We start from the raw sequence: 22,379 nt of genomic DNA, 5'->3' as shown, positions 1-22,379 counted from the left end.
AAATCAAAAATGAAATAGAACAAAGCCCTTTTTTATAAAGAAAAAGGGCTATCATACGGATGGAAAAATATAGACGATACTTGTAGTTGTTGATATATTATTGGAGAATGGAAGGAAATAATAGTTTGGTTTCGGGTTGAAAAAATTGCTCAACCAAGTTGGCCTGTTTCAAACCAATATGCATACGGTGTAAAAAATAGACGGCTGCAACGAAAAACAGTTGAATTTCCTCTTTTCTTGTGTCATTCTAAGGAAAAAATGAAACGTTAATTAGTAGGAGGAACGATATGCAACGAGAAATCATTCATTGTCATGGATCAGGAAATGATTTTCTATTAATTGACGAGCTTGAACATTTGGCTCCTTGGACGGATGAGGAACGCCAACAGCTCGCCCAAACGTTATGTGATCGGAAAAATGGCATAGGAGCAGACGGGATTTTATTCGTACAACCGAGTCATACTGGGTTAGCAAAAATGCGTATTTTCAATGCCGATGGATCGGAAGCATCGATGTGTGGGAACGGTCTTCGCTGTGTTGCTCGCTATGTAGCAGAAAAATTTGGGGAAGACGAATTTGTCGTCGAAACGATGAAAGCTGATCTACGAGTGAAAAAAGCAGAACCGATTTTTGGTCAATTACCAACCTATCAAGTTGAAATTTCCCCGATTTTATTTGATGTGTCTCAACTTCCGATGAATTTTGATAAACCGACTTGTAGAAATGAACGAATCCCAGAATTATCCGAACGGTTGACGTTTACGGCGGTAGCTGTACCGAATCCTCATTTAATTAGTATTGTCGATTCAGAAATCATTCAATCGAATGTACAAAAAGAACTAGCGGAATACGTTAACGGACCAAACGATTGGTTTCCAGACGGGGTCAATGTCAGCTTTGTAAAACCGCTTGGTGTACAACAAATATATGTTCGCACGTTTGAACGTGGTGTAGGTTTTACGAATGCTTGTGGAACGGCAATGTCTGCTTCCAGTTTAGTCACTTGTCTTGAAGGTATTAACAATTGGGATCAACCAATAGATGTATACAATAATGGCGGTAAGGTCCGTTGTGTGGTCCATAGGGATCAACGAGCAATCGATTTAATCGGAAATGCTACGTATATTAAGCGATTAGTAATCGACCTTAATCAAGTAAATTCATTCCAAGTAGTAAAAAGAGAACAACTGAACGAAGAACAAGAATATGAACAACTGCAAGCACATTGTCAAAAAGTCGTTGAGGAGATGGTATTTCAAAAGTAATTAATTTTTATGATAGACCATTAGTAAAAAATTGCCGAATAGGTTCAAACGGCTGTTTGTTTCGGCTTGTATCGAATTGCTGAAACGGACAGCCGATTTTTTTAACTCTTTCACGAACAAAGTCCATTGTAAATTGATCTGGTTGAAAGGATTCCTTCAATTCTTCCCAAAATAAAGGAGCAGCGACTCGACCTTTTGGCGTCCCTCTAACGGAATAAGGAGAAATGATCGTCTTTTTTCGATGATGTTGTACGTAGTCTACGTATAACCGGTCACCACGCCGCTCTTTCATACGTTCCGTCGTAAACCAATCGGGATGTTGTGACACAAGCCATTCCGCTAAGGTTTTTAAAAATGGTGCGGTATCACCCCACCGATACGTATGAAGTGGAAGAGGGACGTAAATTTGTAATCCTTTTTTGCCGGAATATTTCACAAACGAAATTAATCCAAATTCATCTAGTTTTTCCTTTAGCAATAACGCAGCGTGAATGGCAAGTGGAAATGCTTGTTCAGACGGTGGATCTAAATCAAGAACAATTTCACTCACATATTCGTTTGATAAATGGTGAAACGGTGTATGAAATTCGATAGCTACTTGATTCCCAAGCCAAATGAGTTCCTTTAATCCTTGACATACCATCATTTGTTGACCGTCGTGTTCCACGGTTTGAATGAAACTTGGAGCGTAAGATGGACAATTTTTTTGAAAAAAAGATTCCTCGTCCACACCATCTGGATAACGAACAACCGTTAATGGACGATTGTGTAAAAAAGGGAGCATAAATGGTGCCATCTCACGTAAATAGTGCAAGTAATCTAATTTTGTGCGACCATCTAGAGGCCAAATGACTTTTTCGGGATGAGTAATATTCACATCGTCTGGTAAATGAAGTTGTTGTAAGCGAAAAGAAGTTATCGTACATTGATGAACAGGAAAATCAAGCCGAAACCGTTCAAAAGATGGTTCACGTAATTGCTGTTTTGACTGCTCTAAATAGGAAATATCGATACAAATGCTCGGATGAATCGTCCATAAGTTATGTTGCTTATTCCCGTTTAATCGAATCACTTCTTTTAGTGTTTGCTCGTCATGTTTAGAAAAACCATGTTTCACTTGCCCGATCGTCTCAATGTGATGGTTTTCGGCAAATACGGAAACTGTATAATAATCATTTGTCTCGTCAAATGCAGTAATAAAGCATGTACCTATTACTTTCCGCTTTATTTTTTTCCAATTCGATGACCTTTTTCCAGCTTCCCATGAACTAGATTTCTTTTTCGCAACAATTCCTTCTCCTTGAAATAAATCAACACGATCCCAAATCGCTGAAAATGAAGGGGAAAATGGAATATATTGAACACGACTGTTATGGACTCGGGAAACGTCTATCGGCCATCCAAGTTCTGTAAATAATTGTCTTAACTTATCCTTTCGATGAAGAAACGTTTGATTCGTGATCCATTCACCATTTACTTTTAATAGGTCAAACACTAAATAATGCGCAGGTCGACCATTGGCAAGATGGGTGATACGGTCAGGTGAGCGCAAACGTCCTCGTTGCTGAATCGCCTCAAAACTTCCTTTCACATCATTGTCTAAAATCGTTATTTCTCCGTCAAAGACGAGAGGGAAAAATGGTGCTGCTTTCGTTGAAAATGTTTCCAACCACTCCGCTATTTCTGGAAATAAGGGAAGTAACGCTTTTCCGTTTCTACTTAACAGCTCTATTTTTTCGTGTGACCAAAAAAGTAAACCCCGAAACCCATCATATTTTACTTCGTATAGCCAGTCATCTGTAAGTGGTGGTTCAGTAACTAACGTTGGTAGCATCGGTTTTAACAACTTCATCGCCCCGCTTTCAATTTCTACCTATAACGTGCACGATTTACCATGAAACGATTCGTATGAACGAGAGATTCATTTCTCACACTAAATAATAAAAAGTGAGGCGAGAATATGCATACGATTTGGAAAGGAAGTATTCAATTCGGATTAGTTAGTATTCCGGTTAAGCTTCATACAGCGACCGATGATAAAGATATATCGTTTCGTTCATTGCACGAAGAATGTCACAGTCCAATCAAATATGTTAAAACATGTCCCGTTTGTGATCGCGAAGTCGGTAATGACGAAATTGTAAAAGGGTATGAAGTTGTAAAGGGGAAGTATGTCATCGTGACAGACGAAGATTTACAACCATTGAAAAAAGCTTTAGAAGATCAAGCGGTCGAAATTGTTGAGTTTATCGAAATTAACGAAATTGATCCGATCTATTTTGATAAAACGTATTTTCTTTCTCCAAACGAAGGTGGAAAAAAAGCGTATACGTTACTTCATCAAGCTTTAAAGGATTCAGGGAAGGTAGGGATTGGAAAAATTATTCTTCGTTCAAAAGAAAAATTAGCCGTTATTCGTCCTTATGAGAAAACGTTATTAATGGAGACGATTCATTACCCTGATGAAATTCGTTCTGCAAATGATGTACCGAATGTCCCAGAAAATTTGGAGCTAACAAAGAAAGAGGTAGATATGGCAAAATTATTAATCGAACAACTGACGAACCCATTTGAACCGACAAAATATGTGGATGAATATCGAGAACAATTGTTGCAACTCATTGAGAATAAAAAGACAGGAATGGAAGTAGTTGCCCCTACTGCCGAGAGAAAAGAACAACCAATAACGGACTTAATGGCCGCATTACAAGCCTCAATCGACCGAACGAAACCAGAAGCAAAGCCAAAACGAACCAGAAGAAAAACAACAGCGAAAGCGAAAAAAGCAACGTAATAGGGAACAGTCATCGCCACCTCTGTTTTATTGGATTATTTAAGAAGAGCATTTGCAAGGTAAAAACGTTTCGTGTGATTTGGAAAAACTTTTATAAAAAGGGGGAAACGTTGATGAATCGCGGGGTGTTTTTAGATCGTGACGGGGTAATCAATGAGGTGTTGACAAAACGGGTAAAGTACGTGAATACACCACAAGATTTGTATTTATTACCAGGTGTACAAAAAGCAATGCGAATGCTAACAGAAGCTGGTTTTCAATTGTTTATTGTCACGAATCAAGGTGGCGTTGGACTTGGGTATATGACGAAACAACTGTTGGATAAAATCCATGAAAAACTTATTTACGATATAGAAATAGAAGGAGGAAAGATTGTTGAGATCGCCTGCTGTATTCATCGACCTAATGAAGGGTGTGCGTGTCGGAAGCCTTCTGGGAAAATGATTCGAGATTTAGCACAAAAATATAACATTGACTTATCTCAAAGCTACATGGTGGGCGACCGCGATGTGGATTTATTAGCAGGAAGGGAAGCGGGGACGAAAACGGTATGGATATCTACTCGTCAAGATGATTCCGCTATTCATCTGGCAGATTATACGTGTGGTAGCTTATTGGAAGCCGCACAATGGATTTTAAACGAATGAAAGGGAGCATTTTATAGGGAATGCATAGCTCTTTTTCACATACATATTAATAGAAGGAAAAATGGCCCATTTGAATGAAAGAAAGGGTGTGTCAGGATGCGTTATTATTATACGCCATACGTTCAAAGTCCACCGTTTCAATTGCCAATGGTTCCACCCCATTCTTTAGCGAATCAACAGAAACGAGAGCAAGAAGCTCAACAAGATGATGATAAAATTGGGAAAGTTTCCAAACGGGAAAAGCGGGATATTCAGAAAGCGATTAATGATGAATATACTGCAATCCAATATTATACAAGACTCGCTCAACTAGCACCTATTGAAAAGGCAAAAGAAGAAATATTGGGTATTCGTCAAGATGAAATTCGTCATTTTTATCAATTTACAAAAAGCTTTTATCAATTATCTGGAAAGTATCCGAAACTGAATATTTTTAACCAGCAATTTCCTAATTCGTATCGGCAAGGGTTAAGAGAATCGATTCGCGACGAAACCGAAACAGCTCCATTTTATTTCTCCATCGCCTCACGAACGAATGACCTAAAAATCAAACGCCGCTTCACCCAGGCCGCTTTCGATGAACAACGCCACGCCCAAATCCTTCAACGGTTGTTAGAAGAGTTAAAGTGATTAGGGGACAATGATTAGGGGACAGTCCCGCACTGCTTTAAAGCAGTGCGGGACTGTCCCCTAACACATAGAATTGCATCTTTTTTACTATAAAATAATGCAAATATAGTAAATTTTTATCATAAATGGTATATAGAAAGCGTACTATTAAAAAGGAAAAAGGGGGGATAAGAAAGTGATTGGTGTTAAACTTATTAAAATTGCGACATTTTATTTAGTGATTGGTATTTTGATGGGGATGTACATGTCCATGTCTGAAACATTCCAATTACGTCCCGTTCATACCCACATTAATCTACTTGGGTGGGCAACAATGGGGCTAGCTGGTATTTATTATGTGCTTTTTCCAAAAGCGGGCTCCACAGTTTTAGCGCGTATTCATTTTTGGCTTCATAATATCGGATTGCCTCTTATGATGTTTGGACTTGGCTTCCTCATGTATGGTAACGAAGCCTTACATATCCTAATCCCATTCGGCGCCACATTAACAACCATCAGCATTATCCTATTTGCCTGGAACATCTTTCAACACGTCAAAGCTGACGATCAATCCACCATCTCTAAAACATCTTAACCAATCTCTATCTGGCAATTGGTTTTTTTACTCTCTAAAGTAGTGAGGGACAGTCCCGCGTTCTGTTAAAGTTTTAAAGGACAAGGGGACTGTCCCTCACCCCTTTAAATTATTAAAACCTACACCCTCTATTACAGTACTTCATTTTATTAATACATATAAAGACTCTAACAGTTAGATAGCTGTTAGAGTCTTTTCAACTTTTTGTAGTTCTATATCAAGAAGAATTTGATGAAGAGTAATTTCAGGACGGCTGCCTATCCGAATATTAAGAGATGTTTGGCCTAAACCTTCACTGATATAAAAAGGTTTTCCGTGATAATAATGCAGTCCTTTAATCATATTCATGTCCATCATTTCCTTTGACATATGAGCAAGATGGAACGGCTTAGGCCAATGAATTTGCCCGCCATGGAAGTGGCCGGATAGGAGATAGTTAAAGTGTATATCTTTCATTTGTAAAATGATGCTTGGGTCGTGAGTTAATACTAGGTCGAATCCTTTTTCAACCCCTACAAATGATTTTTTAATGTCACTTCTATTCGAATAGTGATCGTCAATACCAATAATATTGACTTGTTTTCCTTTCACGAAAATCGTTTCATTGTGATTTTGCAATACTTTACATCCGTAATTCTCAAATGTTTTAAAAAGGGTCGTAAAATCGTTCTTTTTTAGCTTGTAGTCGTGATTTCCAAAAACGACGTAAATTCCGTACTTAGCATTTAATTGATTGAAAACCTTTAAATAGGGAACAAGCTTAGGAATACTTCTTTTTTTATCTAAATAATCGCCAGTAAGAGCGATTAAGTCAATCCTTTCATTTTTTAGCTTGTTGTATAGTTCTTCAGGTGTAATCGAAATTCTTTCAAGGTGCATATCTGAGACTTGAAGGACATTTAACTCGGTAGATGGTCTGCCATTGCCCTCTGAATCACTTAAACGAATTTGATTTAACATAACTTGATGGGTATTTTTATTGGCGCGATACCAAAATAATATAAAAGCAATCGAAATTATAGATAGTATAATCATCCTTTTTCCATCTCCTCCTATAACAAAATTATAGAAGAAAATAGGATGAAGGATTAGAGGTAAATACTGGAGCGCAGTCTGAAGTGCAAATCAAAAGGAGGACAACCTTTGTTCCTCCTCATATTTTGTGAAATGAAATAGTAAACTAATGCGAAGCGGTAAAATACAATTCGTTATAAAGAAAACATTTTTTAAATTTTTTCAGAACTTTACATTGAAAATTTTCAGCAGTAAAGTAATTTAAATAATCCGCTTCTTTTTGGATATATTCTCCTTTGTCATATTTCTTCATAAACCAATTGCTAACAAAACAATTGTCAAATAAGCAAGGCTCAATTGCTACAATTTTTCCATCTTGCTTTAAAATTCTTTTAAATTCTTTTACATAAGCTGGAATGATGTCAGGCGGTATGTGGTGTAAAACGGCAATAATTAAAATAACATCAAAGCTGTTATTGTCAGCGGGTATTTTGTTACCTGAAAATACATCAAACCGATATTCAGGATATAGTCTCCTTGCATAAACAACTCGTCGTTCATCGGGATCTATTCCATAGTAGTAGTCCGGCTCAGACAAGGAACAATTTGCTCCTGTACCGGCACCAAAATCCAGTACTTTTTTATCTTTCAAATCAAAATGCTTACGAACCATGTTTTCAATATATATTTTTTTAAACCATTTCTGACGAACAAAGTTATGATATATTCTAGGTGACAATTGCAACGAAAAAACACCATCCTTATTTTTGACTGTAATCTAAACTGCTGAACGTACATGCAGGTCTAAATCGAACATGGGTAAAAAAGCTTTGGAATAAGAAGTTCGATTGTTAGTATGTACTTTTATTGGAGACAATATATTGGGAAGGGGTGGGAATTGAACCGGAGTTTTTTTTACAAGGAATTTATTAGATAAAGAAGCTGAACGAAAAATTCACAAAGAAAAGCCGTCATATCATCAATGACGACTATTATATAGACATCTATACGTAAATTGAATCAAAAGACTAATATAACCCCAATATTAAAAATCCAAAACGGGTGGCGTGTTCAATTTCATCGGTAAAAGCTCTTAAAAATACATCTCGTACAGGTGGATTCTGAGTTAATAAATAACTATCTCGATAATCCTCATAAGCCTCCAGCTCGTCTTCATAAGCTTTTCTTAAACCTTCCTCATAGGATTGAAAAGTGTTTTTTTTAACCTGATATATTGGCTTCTTTCCTGTAAGGTCCGTGTAAAGTTTCGTGAATTCTTTTAAATGGATTTTTTCATCTTCTAATGCATGTAGAATGTCTTCTCGATGCTTTTTATTTGGTGCAAACTGCACAAGTCGAGTGTAAAAATCGATGGCCGCAGCTTCGCCTTTTATAGCGTCGAGTATAGCATTGAAAATTTGTTGACATTTTCCTCCGTTATTTCTTTCAAGATAGACATTTTGGTCATTTTGAATGACACCGTAAAAATTAGGATGGTTAACATATCTATATGGATGATAAAAGAACAAAGCGTTCACCCTTTCTAATCACATGAAATGATTTTTTTAAACTAAATAAGTATTTATTAAAAAATGAATTAGATTAAAGCTGTCCAATGAACGGGACTGTTCTGTAAAATTAGTCAATTGACAACTTAATAGGTTGAACCAACGTTTTCTCAATACCTAAGGCAATTTCGAGGTCTTTGGCGTGTTTTTGTTCAGTAACAACAATATCCCTGATTTTTTGTGCTGAGTCATACATCCCAAGCGCTTCAAATTGGTAGATTCGTTGCAAATAGCGGCTGATGGCATCGTATTTCCCCTGTAAGACTTGACGTAACATTTCTTTATGATCCATAGGTGTAGATACCGAGGCTACTTGTGTGGTTGGAATACCTCCAAGATACTGAATCAGCTCAGTTAAAACGTGAGCATGACCAATTTCGTCTTTTGAATGTTCTTCTAATTCTTCAGCAATTGAATAAAAAACAGTCCCTTTAAGCTTGCTGGTATGTTGGGCATATTGAATCCCAGCTGCATATTCCCATGCTAAATCGAGATTAAGTCCATGAATAATTTGTTCTAACGCTTTTTGATAATTCAAGTTCATTCACCCTTTCGATAATCCTCGATACATTTTATTCAATCTAGGCGAATGTGACACAAATGACGTCACGCATAACCGTTTGTTCCATTAGGAATGTTTGTAAATGGATATAAATGGTTTAAAATAAACCTATCAAGTAGAAAGGGGCTGAAATGATGAACGACAACCGTAAGCCTAATCGCCTAATCAATTCGAAATCCCCATACTTATTACAACATGCTTACAATCCTGTAGAGTGGTATGAGTGGGAACCCGAAGCATTCGAAAGGGCAAAAAGGGAAAATAAACCTATTTTTTTAAGTATTGGATATAGTACGTGTCATTGGTGCCACGTAATGGAAAGAGAATCGTTTGAAGACGAAGAGGTCGCTAATCTGCTAAATAAAAACTTTGTTTCTATAAAAGTCGACCGTGAAGAGCGACCGGATATTGATTCGCTTTACATGCGAGTATGCCAGATGATGACGGGGCAAGGTGGTTGGCCGCTGACGGTATTTTTAACACCTGACAAAAAACCGTTTTATGCCGGCACGTATTTTCCAAAGCATAGTAAGTACGGCAGGCCGGGAATGCTCGATTTACTACCGCAAATTGCAAACGCGTACAAAAGTAATCCGCAACGCATTGATAAAATTACTTCCCAACTAACAGAAGCCCTACAAGAACGACCAGAAGCCCAAACTTCAAAAGGAATACAAGAAACGCATGTTCATGAGGCGTACAATGGACTATTACGCCAATTTGATGCCATTTACGGTGGATTTGGTCAACCACCTAAATTTCCGTTGGCGCATCAACATTTGTTTTTGATGAGATATTATTATTGGACCGGAAACAATCAAGCGCTGCAAATGGTCACAAAGACGCTTGATGCAATGTTGGATGGGGGCATTTATGATCAGCTCGGATCAGGATTTGCTCGTTATTCCGTTGACGGGAAGTGGTTGGTGCCTCATTTTGAGAAAATGCTGTACGATCAAGCGTTAATGTTATTTGCTTTAACAGAAGCATATCAAATAACGAAGAATGAACGGTATAAACAAGTCATTAAAGAGGTAGTTTCGTTTATACAACGGGAAATGACCGATACTCAAGGAGCCTTTTATTCCGCCATTGACGCTGACAGCGAGGGAGAAGAAGGAACGTACTACATTTGGTCGAAACAAGAAGTCATCGACCTTTTGGGACCGAAAGAGGGCGAAGTGTTTTGTGACGTCTTTAATATGACGGAACAAGGGAACTTCGAAGGAAAAAATATATTAAACTTGATTCGCACTTCGTTAGAAAAATTAGCGTCTAATCATAACATTTCCATCGATCAAGTAGAGAAAATTATACAGCAAGGAAAAAAGACCTTATTCGAACGACGACAACAACGTGTGTATCCGCATGTGGATGATAAAGTCTTAACATCATGGAATGGTCTCATGATTGCAGCACTTGCCAAAGCTGGTGCCGCATTAAAAGAAGCCACTTTTCTCCAAATGGCAAACCGTGCGCTTCAATTCATTGAACAACACTTGTGGACCGAATCGGGCTTAAAGGCACGTTACCGCGATGGAGAAGTCAAATACCAAGCATATCTTGACGATTACGCCTTTTTATTGTGGGCGTATGTTGAATTATTCCAAGCTGAAGGTCAGTCAACCTACCTTCACCAAGCTCTTAAGTTGTATCGAGAGATGATGAACCGCTTTTGGGACCCGAATGGAGGCTTTTATTTTACTGATGAAAACGGAGAACAACTACTCGTCCGGGAAAAGCAATGGTACGATGGAGCGATTCCATCTGGAAATGGCATCGCATCGTATCAGTTATGGCGTTTATATAAGCTTACAAATGATGAGCAAATGTTCACCACGGTTAAACAATTGTTACAAGCAGCAGCTAACGAAGTCACCCACTATCCTTCCGGTTATTTATGTACCGTTCAAACGGCCATGGCTCTTAGTCATGGTGGCGAGGAAGTAGTTGTTTCGGGCAAAGACGAACGAAAAGACGAAGAACTTTTTCAGTGGTTGCGGACGAGCTTTCTTCCGTTTACTGTTTTTCAAAAACAAGAAGACGTATCAAAGCAGTGGACCGTTCAAATTTGCCAACAATTTGTTTGTCAACAACCTGTTCATACCGTTGAGGAAGTAAAAAAATATTTTATAAAAAATGAAAAAAATGATTGACACTTTCGCCCATTGAAGGTAATATCTTCATAAAAACTGCATAAGCGTGCTGAACACTCTTATCGAGAGTTGGCGGAGGGAATTGGCCCGATGAAGCCGCAGCAACCGACCGTAATACCGCTGTGAGGCGGGGCACCTAATTTTTAGGGGCCGTGTATATTACACGAAGGCACGGTGCTAAATCCAACAGGAGCATATGAAAAGTTCCTGGGAGATAAGAGGTTTGAAGAATGTGTCCTTCATGCCTCTTTCTTTCGGAAAGAGGCATTTTTATATTTTGAAAGGGGGGTTTGGGAAAAGAACAAAAGCTATGTACTTCTACATAAAAAATAAATAAAGGGAGAGAGTGTGAAGCATGAAAAACATTCAATGGAAATGGCTACTTGTCTTTATTAGTGTTATCTGGTTAGTAAGTGGTTGTACAAACGAACAAGATCAAGTGAGTGCACCAGTAGAAGAAGAGAAGACTTCTGAAACGAAGACAACGAAAACAAGTTCGTCAAGCGAAATCCCGGCAGTGTTTGATCGTCCAATCAAAATCGCGTCTGTCAATCAATTGTCGATCGGGACCTTTACTTCACAATATATTCAAGGGATTAAAGAGCAAGTGGAAGCATTTGGTGGAGAGGTGCAATTTTACAATGCCGATAACGATTTAACGAAAATGGCTTCGCTACTAGATACTGCCATCAACCAGGGAGCGGATGCCATTTTAATTGACCATGGTCGTGCCGACGCTTTGGAAGCAGGTGTAAAAAAGCGCTTGAAAAAGGAATTCCAGTGGTTGCATTTGACAATGATTTGAATCTTCCTGGAGTAACGGTTATTGACCAAGATGATTATAGTTTGGCGTGGAATTCCCTACGGACGTTAGCTCAAGACTTAAATGGGAAAGGAAATATCGTTTATATTTGGGTAGCTGGCTATACGCCAATGGAAAGACGGAATGTGATCTATGAGGCGTTTAAACAAAGATATCCGAATATTCAAGAAATTGCACGATTCGGTACGGCATCTGCCAATACAGCGTTAGATACGCAAGCCCAAATGGAAGCAATTTTACAACAGTATCCAAATAAAGGAGACATCGATGCGGTATTTGCGACATGGGATGAGTTTGCCAAAGGAGCCGTTAAAGCAATCCAACAAGCTGGACGTGATGAGATTAAAGTATACGGCATCGATTTAAGCGATGAAGATTTACAATTGATCCAGCAGCCGAATTCTCCATGGGTAGCAACTACGGCGACAGACCCATCCGAAATAGGACGTATTCAAGTGCGGTTTGCTTATCAAAAGTTAGCAGGGGAAGAAACACCAGATATTTTCTCCGTTACCCCTTACTTAGTGCACAGGAACCAACTGCCTGAACAAACAGTGACGATGAATGACTTACACCAATACATCCCTGGTTGGGGGCAAGCTGAAGTAGCTGTTTCACCATGGATGAAAGCGTTGGAGGAGCGCGTTAAAAATGAGTAAGCTAGAGGTTCTGCAAGTTTGTAAGTCCTTTAATGGAGTTCCGATTTTACAAAATATCAATTTTTCAGTTAAAAGAGGGGAAATTCATGCGCTCATTGGGGCAAATGGTGCAGGAAAAAGTACATTAATGAAAATTTTAGCTGGTGATTACGAAAAAGATGCCGGAGAACTATGGATTGACGGGAGAAAAGTGCACTTTACATCACCCGAAGACGCTTTACAACATGGCGTTGGGATGGTCGTTCAAGAAGTCGATACCGCGCTTGTCCCAACGCTTTCAGTCACAGAAAACGTCTTGCTTCCGTTTCTTACATCGGCTTCCATGCTAATTCGTCCTACTCAATGGAACAAACGAGCAGCCCAACATTTAGATGAAGTGGGTGCATCGATTCAGGTAACGAAACAAGTTTCTGAGTGTACGATATACGAAAAACAACTCATTTTATTGGCTCGAGCGGTGGCTCAACGAACAAACTATTTAATTTTAGATGAGCCGACCGCTCCGTTATCTTCTTATGAAACGGAGAAGTTGTTCGAAGTGATATCACACTTAAAGGAAAAAGGTGTTGGTATCATATTTATTTCCCATCGGTTAAACGAAGTGAAGCGATTAGCCGATCGGGTTACCATTTTACGAGATGGAACTGTTGTTCAAACAGCCTCTACCTCTCAGCTTTCAATAGAGGAAATGATTGAGAAAATGGTGGGGAAGGTAGTAGGCCATAAAAGAAAAACGAAAGAAAAGAAAAAAGAAGTACTTCTATCTATTGATGACCTTTTTGTACCGTCGACCAGTCAAACAGTTCAACTTTCGGTCCATCAAGGGGAAGTCGTCTGTGTAGTCGGGCTCATCGGAGCGGGGAAAAGCGAAACCGCTCGGGCAATTGTCGGAGCGGATCGGGCGGTCGGCTCCATTCAACTATACGGAAACACGTATACCTTTTCTTCACCAGCTGATGCCATTCGTGCTGGCATCTGTCTAGTCCCTGAAGAACGCAGAAAAGAAGGGATTTGGATTGATGAATCGGTCATCCAAAATTTATCGATCCCACAATTGGCTTATGAAAAGAAATGGGTTATCCCTACGTTAAAAGAAAAAGAGGCGATCACCATCATCGAAAAATTACGAATTAGGGCTGCTTCCTTGTACGAGCCATTACGATATTTGAGCGGAGGAAATCAACAAAAGGTCGCGATTGGTAAATGGTTATCCATTCCTGCATCCGTTTACGTATTTGATGAGCCGACGAAAGGAATCGATATCGGGTCAAAAGAAGAAGTGTTTCGCATCATCGAAGAATTAGCTCAAAATGGGAAAGGCATTCTTTATTTTACATCGGATGTGGATGAAGCTTTCGCAATTGCCGATCGTATTTTAATCATGCAAGATGGGGTAATTAAAAATGAGTTGCTGCCAAGTGAAATCGATGTACCAACATTAACGAAGGCAGTATCAGGAGGGATTTAGTCGTGACACAACCCGTCGTAACGAAAGAACAAGTAACCTATAAAAATGGGTTTTCATTGGGCACCTTCTTTAATAAATATGGAACACTTTTGGTTATCGTTGGAATCATTTTCTTTTTTAGTATTACAAACGACCGCTTTTTCACGTATAGCAATTTCACCGATATATTGCGTTCGATCTCGATTGTTACGTTTGTAGCTCTTGGCGTCACATGCTCACTCATTGTCGGCGGCTTTGATTTATCGGTTGGGTCCATTGTTAGCATGAGCACGATTACAAGTGCGGCGATGCTCGTTTGGTATCGGCAAGAGCTTCTTGTCGCCTTAGTCGTTCCCATCTTCGTCGGGCTACTTATCGGGCTGTTCAATAGTTTTGTTGTAATTCGTTTAAGAATCCCAGATTTATTAGGGACGTTAGCGGTCATGTATATCATCAATGGGGTCCATTTAACAGCAACAAAAGGGTATTCCATCTACAATAATATGATGTTAACCAATGGAGAAATGGCACCTGGTAAATTTATCCCTTCATTTTTATTTATTGGTCAAGGAAAATGGTTATCGATTCCGTTTCCCGTTCTTCTCATGCTTGCTGCGGTCATATTTCTTCATTTATTTTTTCGATACACAAAGACAGGCAGATTGCTCTATGTAACGGGCGGCAATCCTGAAGCGGCACGCTTGTCAGGAATTTCGGTGAATCGTTACCGGACCTATGCGTACTTGTTAAGTGCATTTTTTGCTTCGGTTGCCGGTATCGTTTTAGCTGCTAGAGTCGGTACTGGACAAGTGTCAGCAGGAGCTTCCTTATTAATGGATGCCGTCGCTGCTTCTTTTATTGGGTATTCCGTGTTTGGTCAAGGAAAACCAAACGTCATTGGCACGTTTTTCGGGGCAGTGTTAATTGGTGTGTTATTGAATGGACTGACAATGTGGAACGTACCGTATTATGCGATGGATATCTTAAAGGGGAGTATTTTAGTGTTAGCGTTAGCGATTATGTACGTGCAGAAAAAAGGAGTTTTTCATAAATAAGTTAGTAAGCGCTAGAATATCATGTTCTAGCGTTATTTTTTTGATGCACAAACATACATGAGACTAGGTAGAGTTGTCGAAAGTTGTTTTAGAAAAGAAACTGACCAGAAACTGCTTTTGATGTACAATTTTTATTAGAAAATTCAGAAAAATAGGAGGTGCTCCAATGAAGGGGACGATGGAAACGGAATCGCATTCGTCGGTATGCATAAAGGATGAAGTGGCGATAGAGAATACGTTTTTAACGAATAGCTATCGAGTGGATTTACGAACGTTGTCACCTAAACAAAAAGATCGATTTGTAAAATGTTCAAACATTCGTGATTGGAGTATGGTTACGTGGAAAGATGTCGGCAAACCTTATGAAGTGACAACTTATTCTAAAGATCGCTTAGCATGGGAAAAGGAGCACCATCAAACGATGGATCCAAAAACTTCCTGGCAATTTTTTAATCAAGCGTTTCACGAGTGGTTTGTGAAGGATGTACCAAGAGAAATGGACGATAAAAAGAAAGCATTTTTTCGAAGTTTAAAAAGGTTTCGTTTACAAGAAATTCAAACAGCTCTTCAAGATGTCATCCAAATTCATTTATGGAACTATGTGCATCGGGTCGAAGACGGTATTTGGGACCCTCGTGGAAAGCGGGCACTTTTTGAAGGATTAGATGTAACCAAGCCTAAAATCCTTTTTTTAGGTGCGGCGGAAGGATACGAAGGGATGCAATTAGCGGCCATGTATCCCGGTGCTGAAGTCGTATTAGTGGATTACGATGCCTATTGTCGTGATACAAGATTTCAAGACTTTCCTGAATCGTATCCGTTTTTAGGGGGGAATTTGGCAACAGGTGGTAAAAAAGTATACTATAAAAAAGATTTTCACATTGAATATATCGTAGACGATATTCGAAATTTACCATTTGGAAAAGAATTTGATATCGTTCTATCGGTCGGGTTACTCGAACATTTTCCAGATGAGAAAAAGCCGGAAGTCATCGAATGGCACCGAAAATTTCTTAAACCGACAGGGTATTGTATTATGACAACGCCACGTAATCAATGGAAATCACGTATATATTATCGAGTGATGGCCGATGTCATGAACCATACGTACCGTGAATTGATGACGGTCGAACAAATGGGACTCTATGCCTATGAAAACGGATTGAATATTGAACGTCACGGATATATAAAAGTTCATAATGGATTGATTGCCACCGTAAGATAGCCGTTCATATCTTAAAAAAGGGTTGTCCCAATATTTAGAGACAACCCTTCCCTTTATAGTTCATCAAAACCATTATCGACATAATTGACTTTCGTGTATTGTCGTGATTTTTGTTCAAAGAAATCGGATTTCCCTAAATCAACTTCCTCATACGCTTTAATCCAACGAAGAGGGTTCTTCCGATATCCTTCAAACGGTCGATCATATCCCAATTGATTGGCACGAACATTTGCATAAAACTTAATGTAATCTTCTACTTCATTAATAAAAATTCCATCAATGCGATGGCCGATAATGTATCTTGCCCATTCGATTTCTAATTCAGCAGCTTGAAGAAATGTTTGCTGGACAAAAGGTTCAAGCTTTTTCTTATATTCGGGATATTCATTCAATATTTCTTTGAAAATTTTCACAAACAAGTCTACGTGAATATGCTCATCGCGATTAATGTAATTAATCATCGTGCTTGTAGCTACCATTTTTTGATTACGAGCAAGGTGATAGAAAAAGGCGAAACCTGAATAGAAAAATAAACCTTCTAAGATTACATCAAACACAATGGACTTTAATAAATGTTCTACGTTTGGTTGTTCGACAAAATCTCGGTATCCCCGAACGACAAAATCGTTTCGTCGTTCTAAAATGGGCTCTGTTCGCCAAAATTCAAAGACTTCATCTTGTTTTTGTTTGGACACCAAGCTTGATAACACGTACGAGTAGGAATGGTTATGAATCACTTCCTGCTGGGCAAGCATAATCATGAGGGCATTTAAACTAGAATCCGTTAAATAATCGGCTACTTTTCCTGCATAATCGGTTTGAATGCTGTCTAAAAGTGCCAATAGCCCAATAATTTTTAAAAAGGTATCTTGTTCTGCTTCACTTAAATTCGGAAATTGTTTTATGTCTTGAGCCATATTGATTTCAAAAGGCGTCCAAAAGTTGGACAGCATTTTTTTATATTTAGGATAGGCCCATGGAAAACGAACATCGTCCCAATTTAAAACATTTGAAGATTTCCCATTGATGATTCCAGTTGATCGGTTTGGGGCTGTTTTATCCATTAAAGTTCGTTTCGATACGGTATGCATAGCTTGAACCTCCCATTGATTAACTTGAGCACGAATCGCATTCTTCTAACAGTGAAGAAGTTGACCGTAAGTAATATGTGGTTTTTAATCCAGATGACCAAGCAAGTAAGTGTAATTCCAATAATTCTTTTGCTTTTATGTTATTTTGAACATACAAGTTAAACGAAATGGATTGATCAATATGCCGTTGACGGGCCGCATTTTGACGGATGCTCCAACGTTGGTCGATAAAATAGGCTGATTTATAAAACCAAGTAGTTTTTTCATTTAAATCTGGAGCAGTGACCGGAATCTTATAATCCTTCTTTTCTTCTGAGTAGTGTTTTTGAAAGATCGGGTCGATACTAGGTGTACTTCCTGCAATTAGTGCTGTTGAAGAATTCGGAGCAACGGCTAATAAATAGCTGTTACGAATCCCATATGTTTGTACATCTTTTGCTAAACGTTTCCACGGAAACGGCGACTTCGTTGCATTCAAATACCCACGCTTTTCAAAATAGGTTCCGGTTTCCCATTCAGAACCGCAAAATGCAGGAGCATATCCTTTTTCTTTTGCCAATTTCATGCTGGCATGAATCGTTAAAAAGGCGATTTTTTCGTATAAGCGATCGGCATACGCTACCGCTTCATCGCTCTCCCATGTAATGCCTTTTAAAGCTAATAAATGATGCCAGCCAAACGTACCTAATCCAATGGCCCGGTACTTTTTATTCGTTAATTGAGCTTGTAAAACAGGAATCCGATTCAAATCAATAACGTTATCGAGCATACGAATTTGAATCGGGATCAGTCGTTCGAGAACATCTTCCATCACCGCACGGGCTAACGAGATGGACGATAAGTTACAAACAACAAAGTCACCAGGACGTTTTTCAATTATTATTTTTCCATCTTCGGTATATTGTGTCGATTGAATCGTTGGGCTTTGATTTTGGGTAATTTCGGTACACAAATTGCTAGAATAAATCATCCCCAGATGCTTCATCGGATTTTTTCGATTAACCTCATCCCGGTAAAACATAAAAGGGGTTCCTGTTTCTAATTGACTCTTTAAAATTCCTTTCATAACTTCGATTGCGGGTACTTTTTCTTTTGATAGCATTGGGTGGTTGACGCATTCGAAATATTTCTCACGAAAAGAACCTTGTCCTTTTTTTTCATCGTAAAAGTCTTCCAATGAATAACCCATCACTTTTCGAACTTCATGTGGGTCAAATAAATACCAATCTTCGCGGGCTTCCACTTTTTCCATAAATAAATCGGGGATGCATACTCCTGTAAATAAGTCGTGCGTACGGAAGCGTTCGTCCCCGTTATTTAACTTCGCATCTAAAAAGGAAAAGATGTCTTTATGCCAAACGTCGAGGTAGACACAAATGGCTCCTTTTCGTTGACCGAGCTGATCGACGCTAACGGCCGTGTTGTTTAACTGCTTCATCCACGGAAGAACACCGGAGGAAGCTCCTTTAAATCCTTTTATATCACTTCCTCGGCTTCGGATTTTTCCAAGATAGACACCGATTCCACCACCATATTTGGATAAGTTAGCAATATCCGTATTGCTATCAAATATTCCTTGTAAACTATCATCCACCGTATCTATAAAACAACTAGATAATTGTCCATATGTTTTCCCAGCATTTGCTAGAGTAGGGGTAGCGACTGTCATATATAAATGGCTTAACGCCCAATACGCTTCTTGGATATAGTGCATTCGGATTTCAGCTGGTTCATCTTGCATTAACGTCATAGCGATGATCATCCAACGTTCCTGAGGTAGTTCATAAAGTTCTTTATCGTACCCACGTGCTAAGTACCGGTCAGATAATGTTCGTAAACCAATGTATGTAAACAATTGATCTTTGGAAGAATCGATGAACTTTTCAAGCTGTTCAATTTCCTTTTGTGTATACTTTTTGAGTAAAAACGGAGCGTAGATCCCTTTATTTACTAATGTAACGATTAAGTCGTAAAAAGACCCGTATTTTTGTTGAACATGATATCTACGATTCCGGGCTGCTTGACGATACAATTGGTGGAGATGTAAGTGAGCAGCAACATATGTCCAATCAGGTTCTTCTACATCGATTTGGGCTAAGCTTTCTAATATCATTTCATGGAGCCATTCATCTTCAGAAAGCCAAGGTTTATGAGATAACACTCGATTACTTCGACAAATAAGATGCTCGACGTATTTTGATGGAAAACGAGGGCTTATTTCCGAAAAGATTTCTTCAGACAAAAGAGTCGTCAGTTGTGTCATATGGTTTCCTCCTATTTAGTCAAAATAAATAAAAAAGCCGCTCCCAAAATTGAGCGGATCAAACGATAGGAAAAGGAGGATGCCACCTTTTCACCTATCGTTTCATCTTCTCAATCCCCGGAGAATTGAAACTACTCCAAAAACAGGCAGGTCTCCTGACTTATGCTTCCTCCTACTTAGGACCCTTCCCGTATAGACGCCGATTAAGCTGGTCTAAACAGTGGATGTGTCCTGTTCGTCCACACTTACAGTTGCGGGGACAGTTCCGGAATTTCACCGGATTCCCTATTAAGTCCAGTTTGGACACCTGTTTTCGTGGTGAAAACACAATATATTGTTGTATTAATTTGCGGTAATACTATATATCGTAAATGATTATACCACACTCGTCATATAAAAAACAACCAAAAAGTCCACCATTTTTGAAAATTGTACCATCTTTCTTGTTGTAACAAATTTGTAACACGAAAATCGTTGACGAAGAGGGGAGTACAACTTATAATGAAATTGAAAATCGTTCTCAATCAAAAAAATTACCCCCTCTATACAAGGATGGAGAATGATTCATGAAAAACCCCCTTTTGCCCTAGAAAAAGACGAGTCATAGCGACTCGTCTTTTTTTGTTGTGCGCCCGGCATGGGTGTAATCTATAGGGTTAATGAAATTCCACATCAATACGTCGACGTTGAGGTGGATTTTTTTTCGTTGCCCGAATCTCTAATATCCCATTGCGGTACGTGGCTTTAATCGAAGATTCGTCGATATCAGCAGGTAGGGTAAGGGAACGATGAAACTTACCGAAATACCGCTCTTGATGATGGGTTTGCTCTTCTTTAACGTCATAATGCCGTTCAATCTTACCACTGATTGATAATACGTTATGATCGACATCAATCGTTACATCTTCTTTTCTCTCTAGACCAGGAATTTCACAATGAACAATCACTTCGAGGTCGGTTTCATGTACATCCATTCTTGGTGTGCCAAAACGTTCCGGTGTCCAAGAAAACAGTTGCGGAAAACTGGAATTAAAAAACCGCTCTAAATCTCGTTGAAAACGTGTAAATGGATGTTCATACGGTGTTAGAGCCATTCGTTTTATCCTCCTTCGTTAAATGCTTCGAAATTAGTTTTAATACGTTCAAAAATATTATTCATTAATAATAAAAAACGCGAACAAATGAAGGCGCTTTCATGAAAATTATAAAAATTTATTATTTTTAGTATTGTTTTCCTAAAGTAATCATGTTATATTGTCTATCATACAAAAACAATTGTACTCTACGAAAATACAAAAAGAGGTGAGGCACTCATGAATGGCGTGATTAAAATTGGGTTGTTAGGCTTAGGGACGGTCGGTTCTGGGGTGGTAAAAATTATCCGTAATCACCAAAAAGAGTTACAACATCAAGTCGGTTGCCCGGTACACGTTCAAAAGGTGTTATTACGCGACGTAAATAAAAGGCGCCTAGTCGATATTGAAAAAGATTTGTTAACAACTGATCCAGATGAAGTGATTAATGATCCGGAAATTGATGTGATTGTAGAGGTAATGGGAGGAATTGAAGAGGCTCGTAAGTATATTTTACAAGCATTAAACAATAACAAGCATGTTGTTACGGCAAATAAAGATTTAATTGCATTGTATGGTTCCGAGTTACAGGACGCGGCAAACAGAAACGGATGCGACTTGTATTACGAAGCAAGTGTTGCTGGTGGTATCCCAATCATTCGTACCATTATCGATGGGCTCGTCTCCGATCGTATTCAAAAAGTGATGGGGATTGTCAATGGAACAACAAACTATATTTTAACGCAAATGGACCAAAAAGGGTTGCCATATGAAGTCGCTTTAAAACAAGCGCAAGACTTAGGATTTGCCGAAGTCGATCCTACATCAGATGTAGAAGGTCTAGATGCGGCCAGAAAAATGGCCATTTTAGCTCGACTTGCATTTTCGATGAATATCGATTTAGAAGATGTGGAAGTAGAAGGAATTGCGAACGTTTCGAAAGAAGACTTAGAGTATGGAAAACAATTTGGGTACACAATGAAGCTAATCGGATTTGCACATCGAGATCAAAATCGGGTTGAAGTGAGTGTACAACCTACGTTTCTCACTCAAGGACACCCATTAGCGTCCGTAAATAATGAATACAATGCGGTGTATGTCACTGGTGAGGCCGTAGGTGAAACGATGTTTTACGGACCGGGTGCAGGTAGCTTACCAACAGCTACATCCGTTGTAGCCGATATCGTTTCCGTCATTAAACATATGCGGCTTGGGGTAACAGGTCGGGAATCGTTCCGCCCGCAATTTGACAAACAATTAAAAAATCCAGACGAACGGTTTGCCAAATATTTTTTAAGACTTCACTTGAAGGATGAAGTCGGTACGTTTGCTGAAATGACGAGCTTATTTGCGAAGTACAATGTAAGCTTTGAAAAAATTTTACAACTTCCTTTGAAAAACGAAAATACAGTTGAAGTTGCTGTCGTCACTCACTATGCATCATTATACCAATACCAACATTTATTGCATGAACTGAAACGACTAGATGTTGTGAAAGATTTCATCAGCATTTACCGTGTTGAAGGGAGCTAG

At 38.9% G+C, this 22,379-nt stretch carries 18 protein-coding genes, 1 pseudogene and 2 riboswitches; of the genes and pseudogenes, 11 read left to right on the top strand and 8 right to left on the bottom strand.

The window, feature by feature from the left end; translation table 11 throughout:
- Positions 1 to 287 precede the first annotated feature (287 nt).
- Complete coding sequence (dapF, locus tag ABES52_RS06675; protein WP_429650178.1) at positions 288 to 1,265, top strand: diaminopimelate epimerase; 978 nt, start codon at positions 288 to 290, stop codon at positions 1,263 to 1,265.
- 7 nt (positions 1,266 to 1,272) lie between these two features.
- On the opposite strand, the gene ligD is transcribed toward dapF, so the two are convergent.
- Positions 1,273 to 3,111, bottom strand: coding sequence for a DNA ligase D (gene ligD, locus ABES52_RS06670; protein ID WP_429650176.1), 1,839 nt, complete (start codon positions 3,109 to 3,111; stop codon positions 1,273 to 1,275).
- Positions 3,112 to 3,225: 114 nt separating this feature from the next.
- Here ligD and ku point away from each other — a divergent pair, with 114 nt between their 5' ends.
- The 4 genes from ku (at position 3,226) to ABES52_RS06650 (ending at position 5,910) form a co-directional block, all read left to right on the top strand.
- Positions 3,226 to 4,059 (top strand): non-homologous end joining protein Ku, encoded by an 834-nt coding sequence (gene ku, locus ABES52_RS06665; RefSeq protein ID WP_429650174.1) that lies wholly within the window; start codon positions 3,226 to 3,228, stop codon positions 4,057 to 4,059.
- A gap of 113 nt (positions 4,060 to 4,172) precedes the next feature.
- Positions 4,173 to 4,706 (top strand): D-glycero-alpha-D-manno-heptose-1,7-bisphosphate 7-phosphatase, encoded by a 534-nt coding sequence (locus ABES52_RS06660; protein ID WP_429650172.1) that lies wholly within the window; start codon positions 4,173 to 4,175, stop codon positions 4,704 to 4,706.
- A 96-nt stretch (positions 4,707 to 4,802) separates the two neighbouring features.
- Positions 4,803 to 5,336: a ferritin-like domain-containing protein gene (locus ABES52_RS06655; RefSeq protein ID WP_429650170.1), complete on the top strand. Its 534-nt coding sequence runs from the start codon at positions 4,803 to 4,805 to the stop codon at positions 5,334 to 5,336.
- Between the two features lie 178 nt (positions 5,337 to 5,514).
- Complete coding sequence (locus ABES52_RS06650; protein WP_429650180.1) at positions 5,515 to 5,910, top strand: cytochrome-c oxidase; 396 nt, start codon at positions 5,515 to 5,517, stop codon at positions 5,908 to 5,910.
- Positions 5,911 to 6,084: 174 nt separating this feature from the next.
- On the opposite strand, the gene ABES52_RS06645 is transcribed toward ABES52_RS06650, so the two are convergent.
- The 4 genes from ABES52_RS06645 to ABES52_RS06630 form a co-directional block, all read right to left on the bottom strand.
- The gene (locus ABES52_RS06645) at positions 6,085 to 6,945 is read right to left on the bottom strand and encodes a metallophosphoesterase (protein WP_429650168.1); all 861 of its coding nucleotides are present in this window, start codon (positions 6,943 to 6,945) and stop codon (positions 6,085 to 6,087) included.
- 145 nt (positions 6,946 to 7,090) lie between these two features.
- A complete protein-coding gene (locus ABES52_RS06640; RefSeq protein WP_429650166.1) occupies positions 7,091 to 7,669 on the bottom strand; it encodes a class I SAM-dependent methyltransferase in 579 nt (192 codons plus the stop codon).
- A 283-nt stretch (positions 7,670 to 7,952) separates the two neighbouring features.
- Complete coding sequence (locus ABES52_RS06635) at positions 7,953 to 8,453, bottom strand: ferritin family protein (RefSeq protein ID WP_429650164.1); 501 nt, start codon at positions 8,451 to 8,453, stop codon at positions 7,953 to 7,955.
- A gap of 109 nt (positions 8,454 to 8,562) precedes the next feature.
- Positions 8,563 to 9,036 (bottom strand): ferritin-like domain-containing protein, encoded by a 474-nt coding sequence (locus tag ABES52_RS06630; RefSeq protein WP_429650162.1) that lies wholly within the window; start codon positions 9,034 to 9,036, stop codon positions 8,563 to 8,565.
- Between the two features lie 152 nt (positions 9,037 to 9,188).
- Between ABES52_RS06630 and ABES52_RS06625 the strand changes: the two genes are divergently transcribed.
- From ABES52_RS06625 to ABES52_RS06605, 5 genes and pseudogenes are all read left to right on the top strand, one after another.
- A complete protein-coding gene (locus ABES52_RS06625; RefSeq protein WP_429650160.1) occupies positions 9,189 to 11,210 on the top strand; it encodes a thioredoxin domain-containing protein in 2,022 nt (673 codons plus the stop codon).
- 56 nt (positions 11,211 to 11,266) lie between these two features.
- Positions 11,267 to 11,431: riboswitch (SAM riboswitch) on the top strand.
- 134 nt (positions 11,432 to 11,565) lie between these two features.
- A pseudogene (locus ABES52_RS06620) lies at positions 11,566 to 12,692 on the top strand (sugar ABC transporter substrate-binding protein).
- Positions 12,685 to 14,160, top strand: coding sequence for a sugar ABC transporter ATP-binding protein (locus ABES52_RS06615; protein ID WP_429650158.1), 1,476 nt, complete (start codon positions 12,685 to 12,687; stop codon positions 14,158 to 14,160). The pseudogene ABES52_RS06620 and the gene ABES52_RS06615 overlap by 8 nt, the downstream one beginning before the upstream one ends.
- A 2-nt stretch (positions 14,161 to 14,162) precedes the next feature.
- A complete protein-coding gene (locus ABES52_RS06610; protein ID WP_429650156.1) occupies positions 14,163 to 15,194 on the top strand; it encodes an ABC transporter permease in 1,032 nt (343 codons plus the stop codon).
- A gap of 166 nt (positions 15,195 to 15,360) precedes the next feature.
- Positions 15,361 to 16,419 (top strand): class I SAM-dependent methyltransferase, encoded by a 1,059-nt coding sequence (locus ABES52_RS06605; protein WP_429650154.1) that lies wholly within the window; start codon positions 15,361 to 15,363, stop codon positions 16,417 to 16,419.
- Between the two features lie 53 nt (positions 16,420 to 16,472).
- Here the strand turns inward: ABES52_RS06605 and ABES52_RS06600 are convergent, their stop codons facing one another.
- From ABES52_RS06600 to ABES52_RS06590, 3 genes are all read right to left on the bottom strand, one after another.
- The gene (locus tag ABES52_RS06600; RefSeq protein ID WP_429650152.1) at positions 16,473 to 17,510 is read right to left on the bottom strand and encodes a ribonucleotide-diphosphate reductase subunit beta; all 1,038 of its coding nucleotides are present in this window, start codon (positions 17,508 to 17,510) and stop codon (positions 16,473 to 16,475) included.
- A gap of 19 nt (positions 17,511 to 17,529) precedes the next feature.
- Complete coding sequence (locus ABES52_RS06595; RefSeq protein WP_429650150.1) at positions 17,530 to 19,773, bottom strand: ribonucleoside-diphosphate reductase subunit alpha; 2,244 nt, start codon at positions 19,771 to 19,773, stop codon at positions 17,530 to 17,532.
- Between the two features lie 128 nt (positions 19,774 to 19,901).
- Positions 19,902 to 20,099, bottom strand: a riboswitch (cobalamin riboswitch).
- Between the two features lie 330 nt (positions 20,100 to 20,429).
- Entirely contained in the window at positions 20,430 to 20,867 is a 438-nt protein-coding gene (locus ABES52_RS06590) for an Hsp20/alpha crystallin family protein (RefSeq protein WP_429650148.1), read from the bottom strand.
- Positions 20,868 to 21,086: 219 nt separating this feature from the next.
- Between ABES52_RS06590 and ABES52_RS06585 the strand changes: the two genes are divergently transcribed.
- Positions 21,087 to 22,379 carry a homoserine dehydrogenase gene (locus ABES52_RS06585; RefSeq protein WP_429650146.1) on the top strand — a complete coding sequence of 431 codons (1,293 nt, stop codon included), beginning with the start codon at positions 21,087 to 21,089 and terminating at the stop codon, positions 22,377 to 22,379.

The sequence above is a fragment of the Aeribacillus pallidus genome (assembly GCF_050478865.1).
Classification (GTDB): domain Bacteria; phylum Bacillota; class Bacilli; order Bacillales; family JACDOC01; genus JACDOC01.
This window is presented reverse-complemented; position numbering and strand designations above follow the sequence as displayed.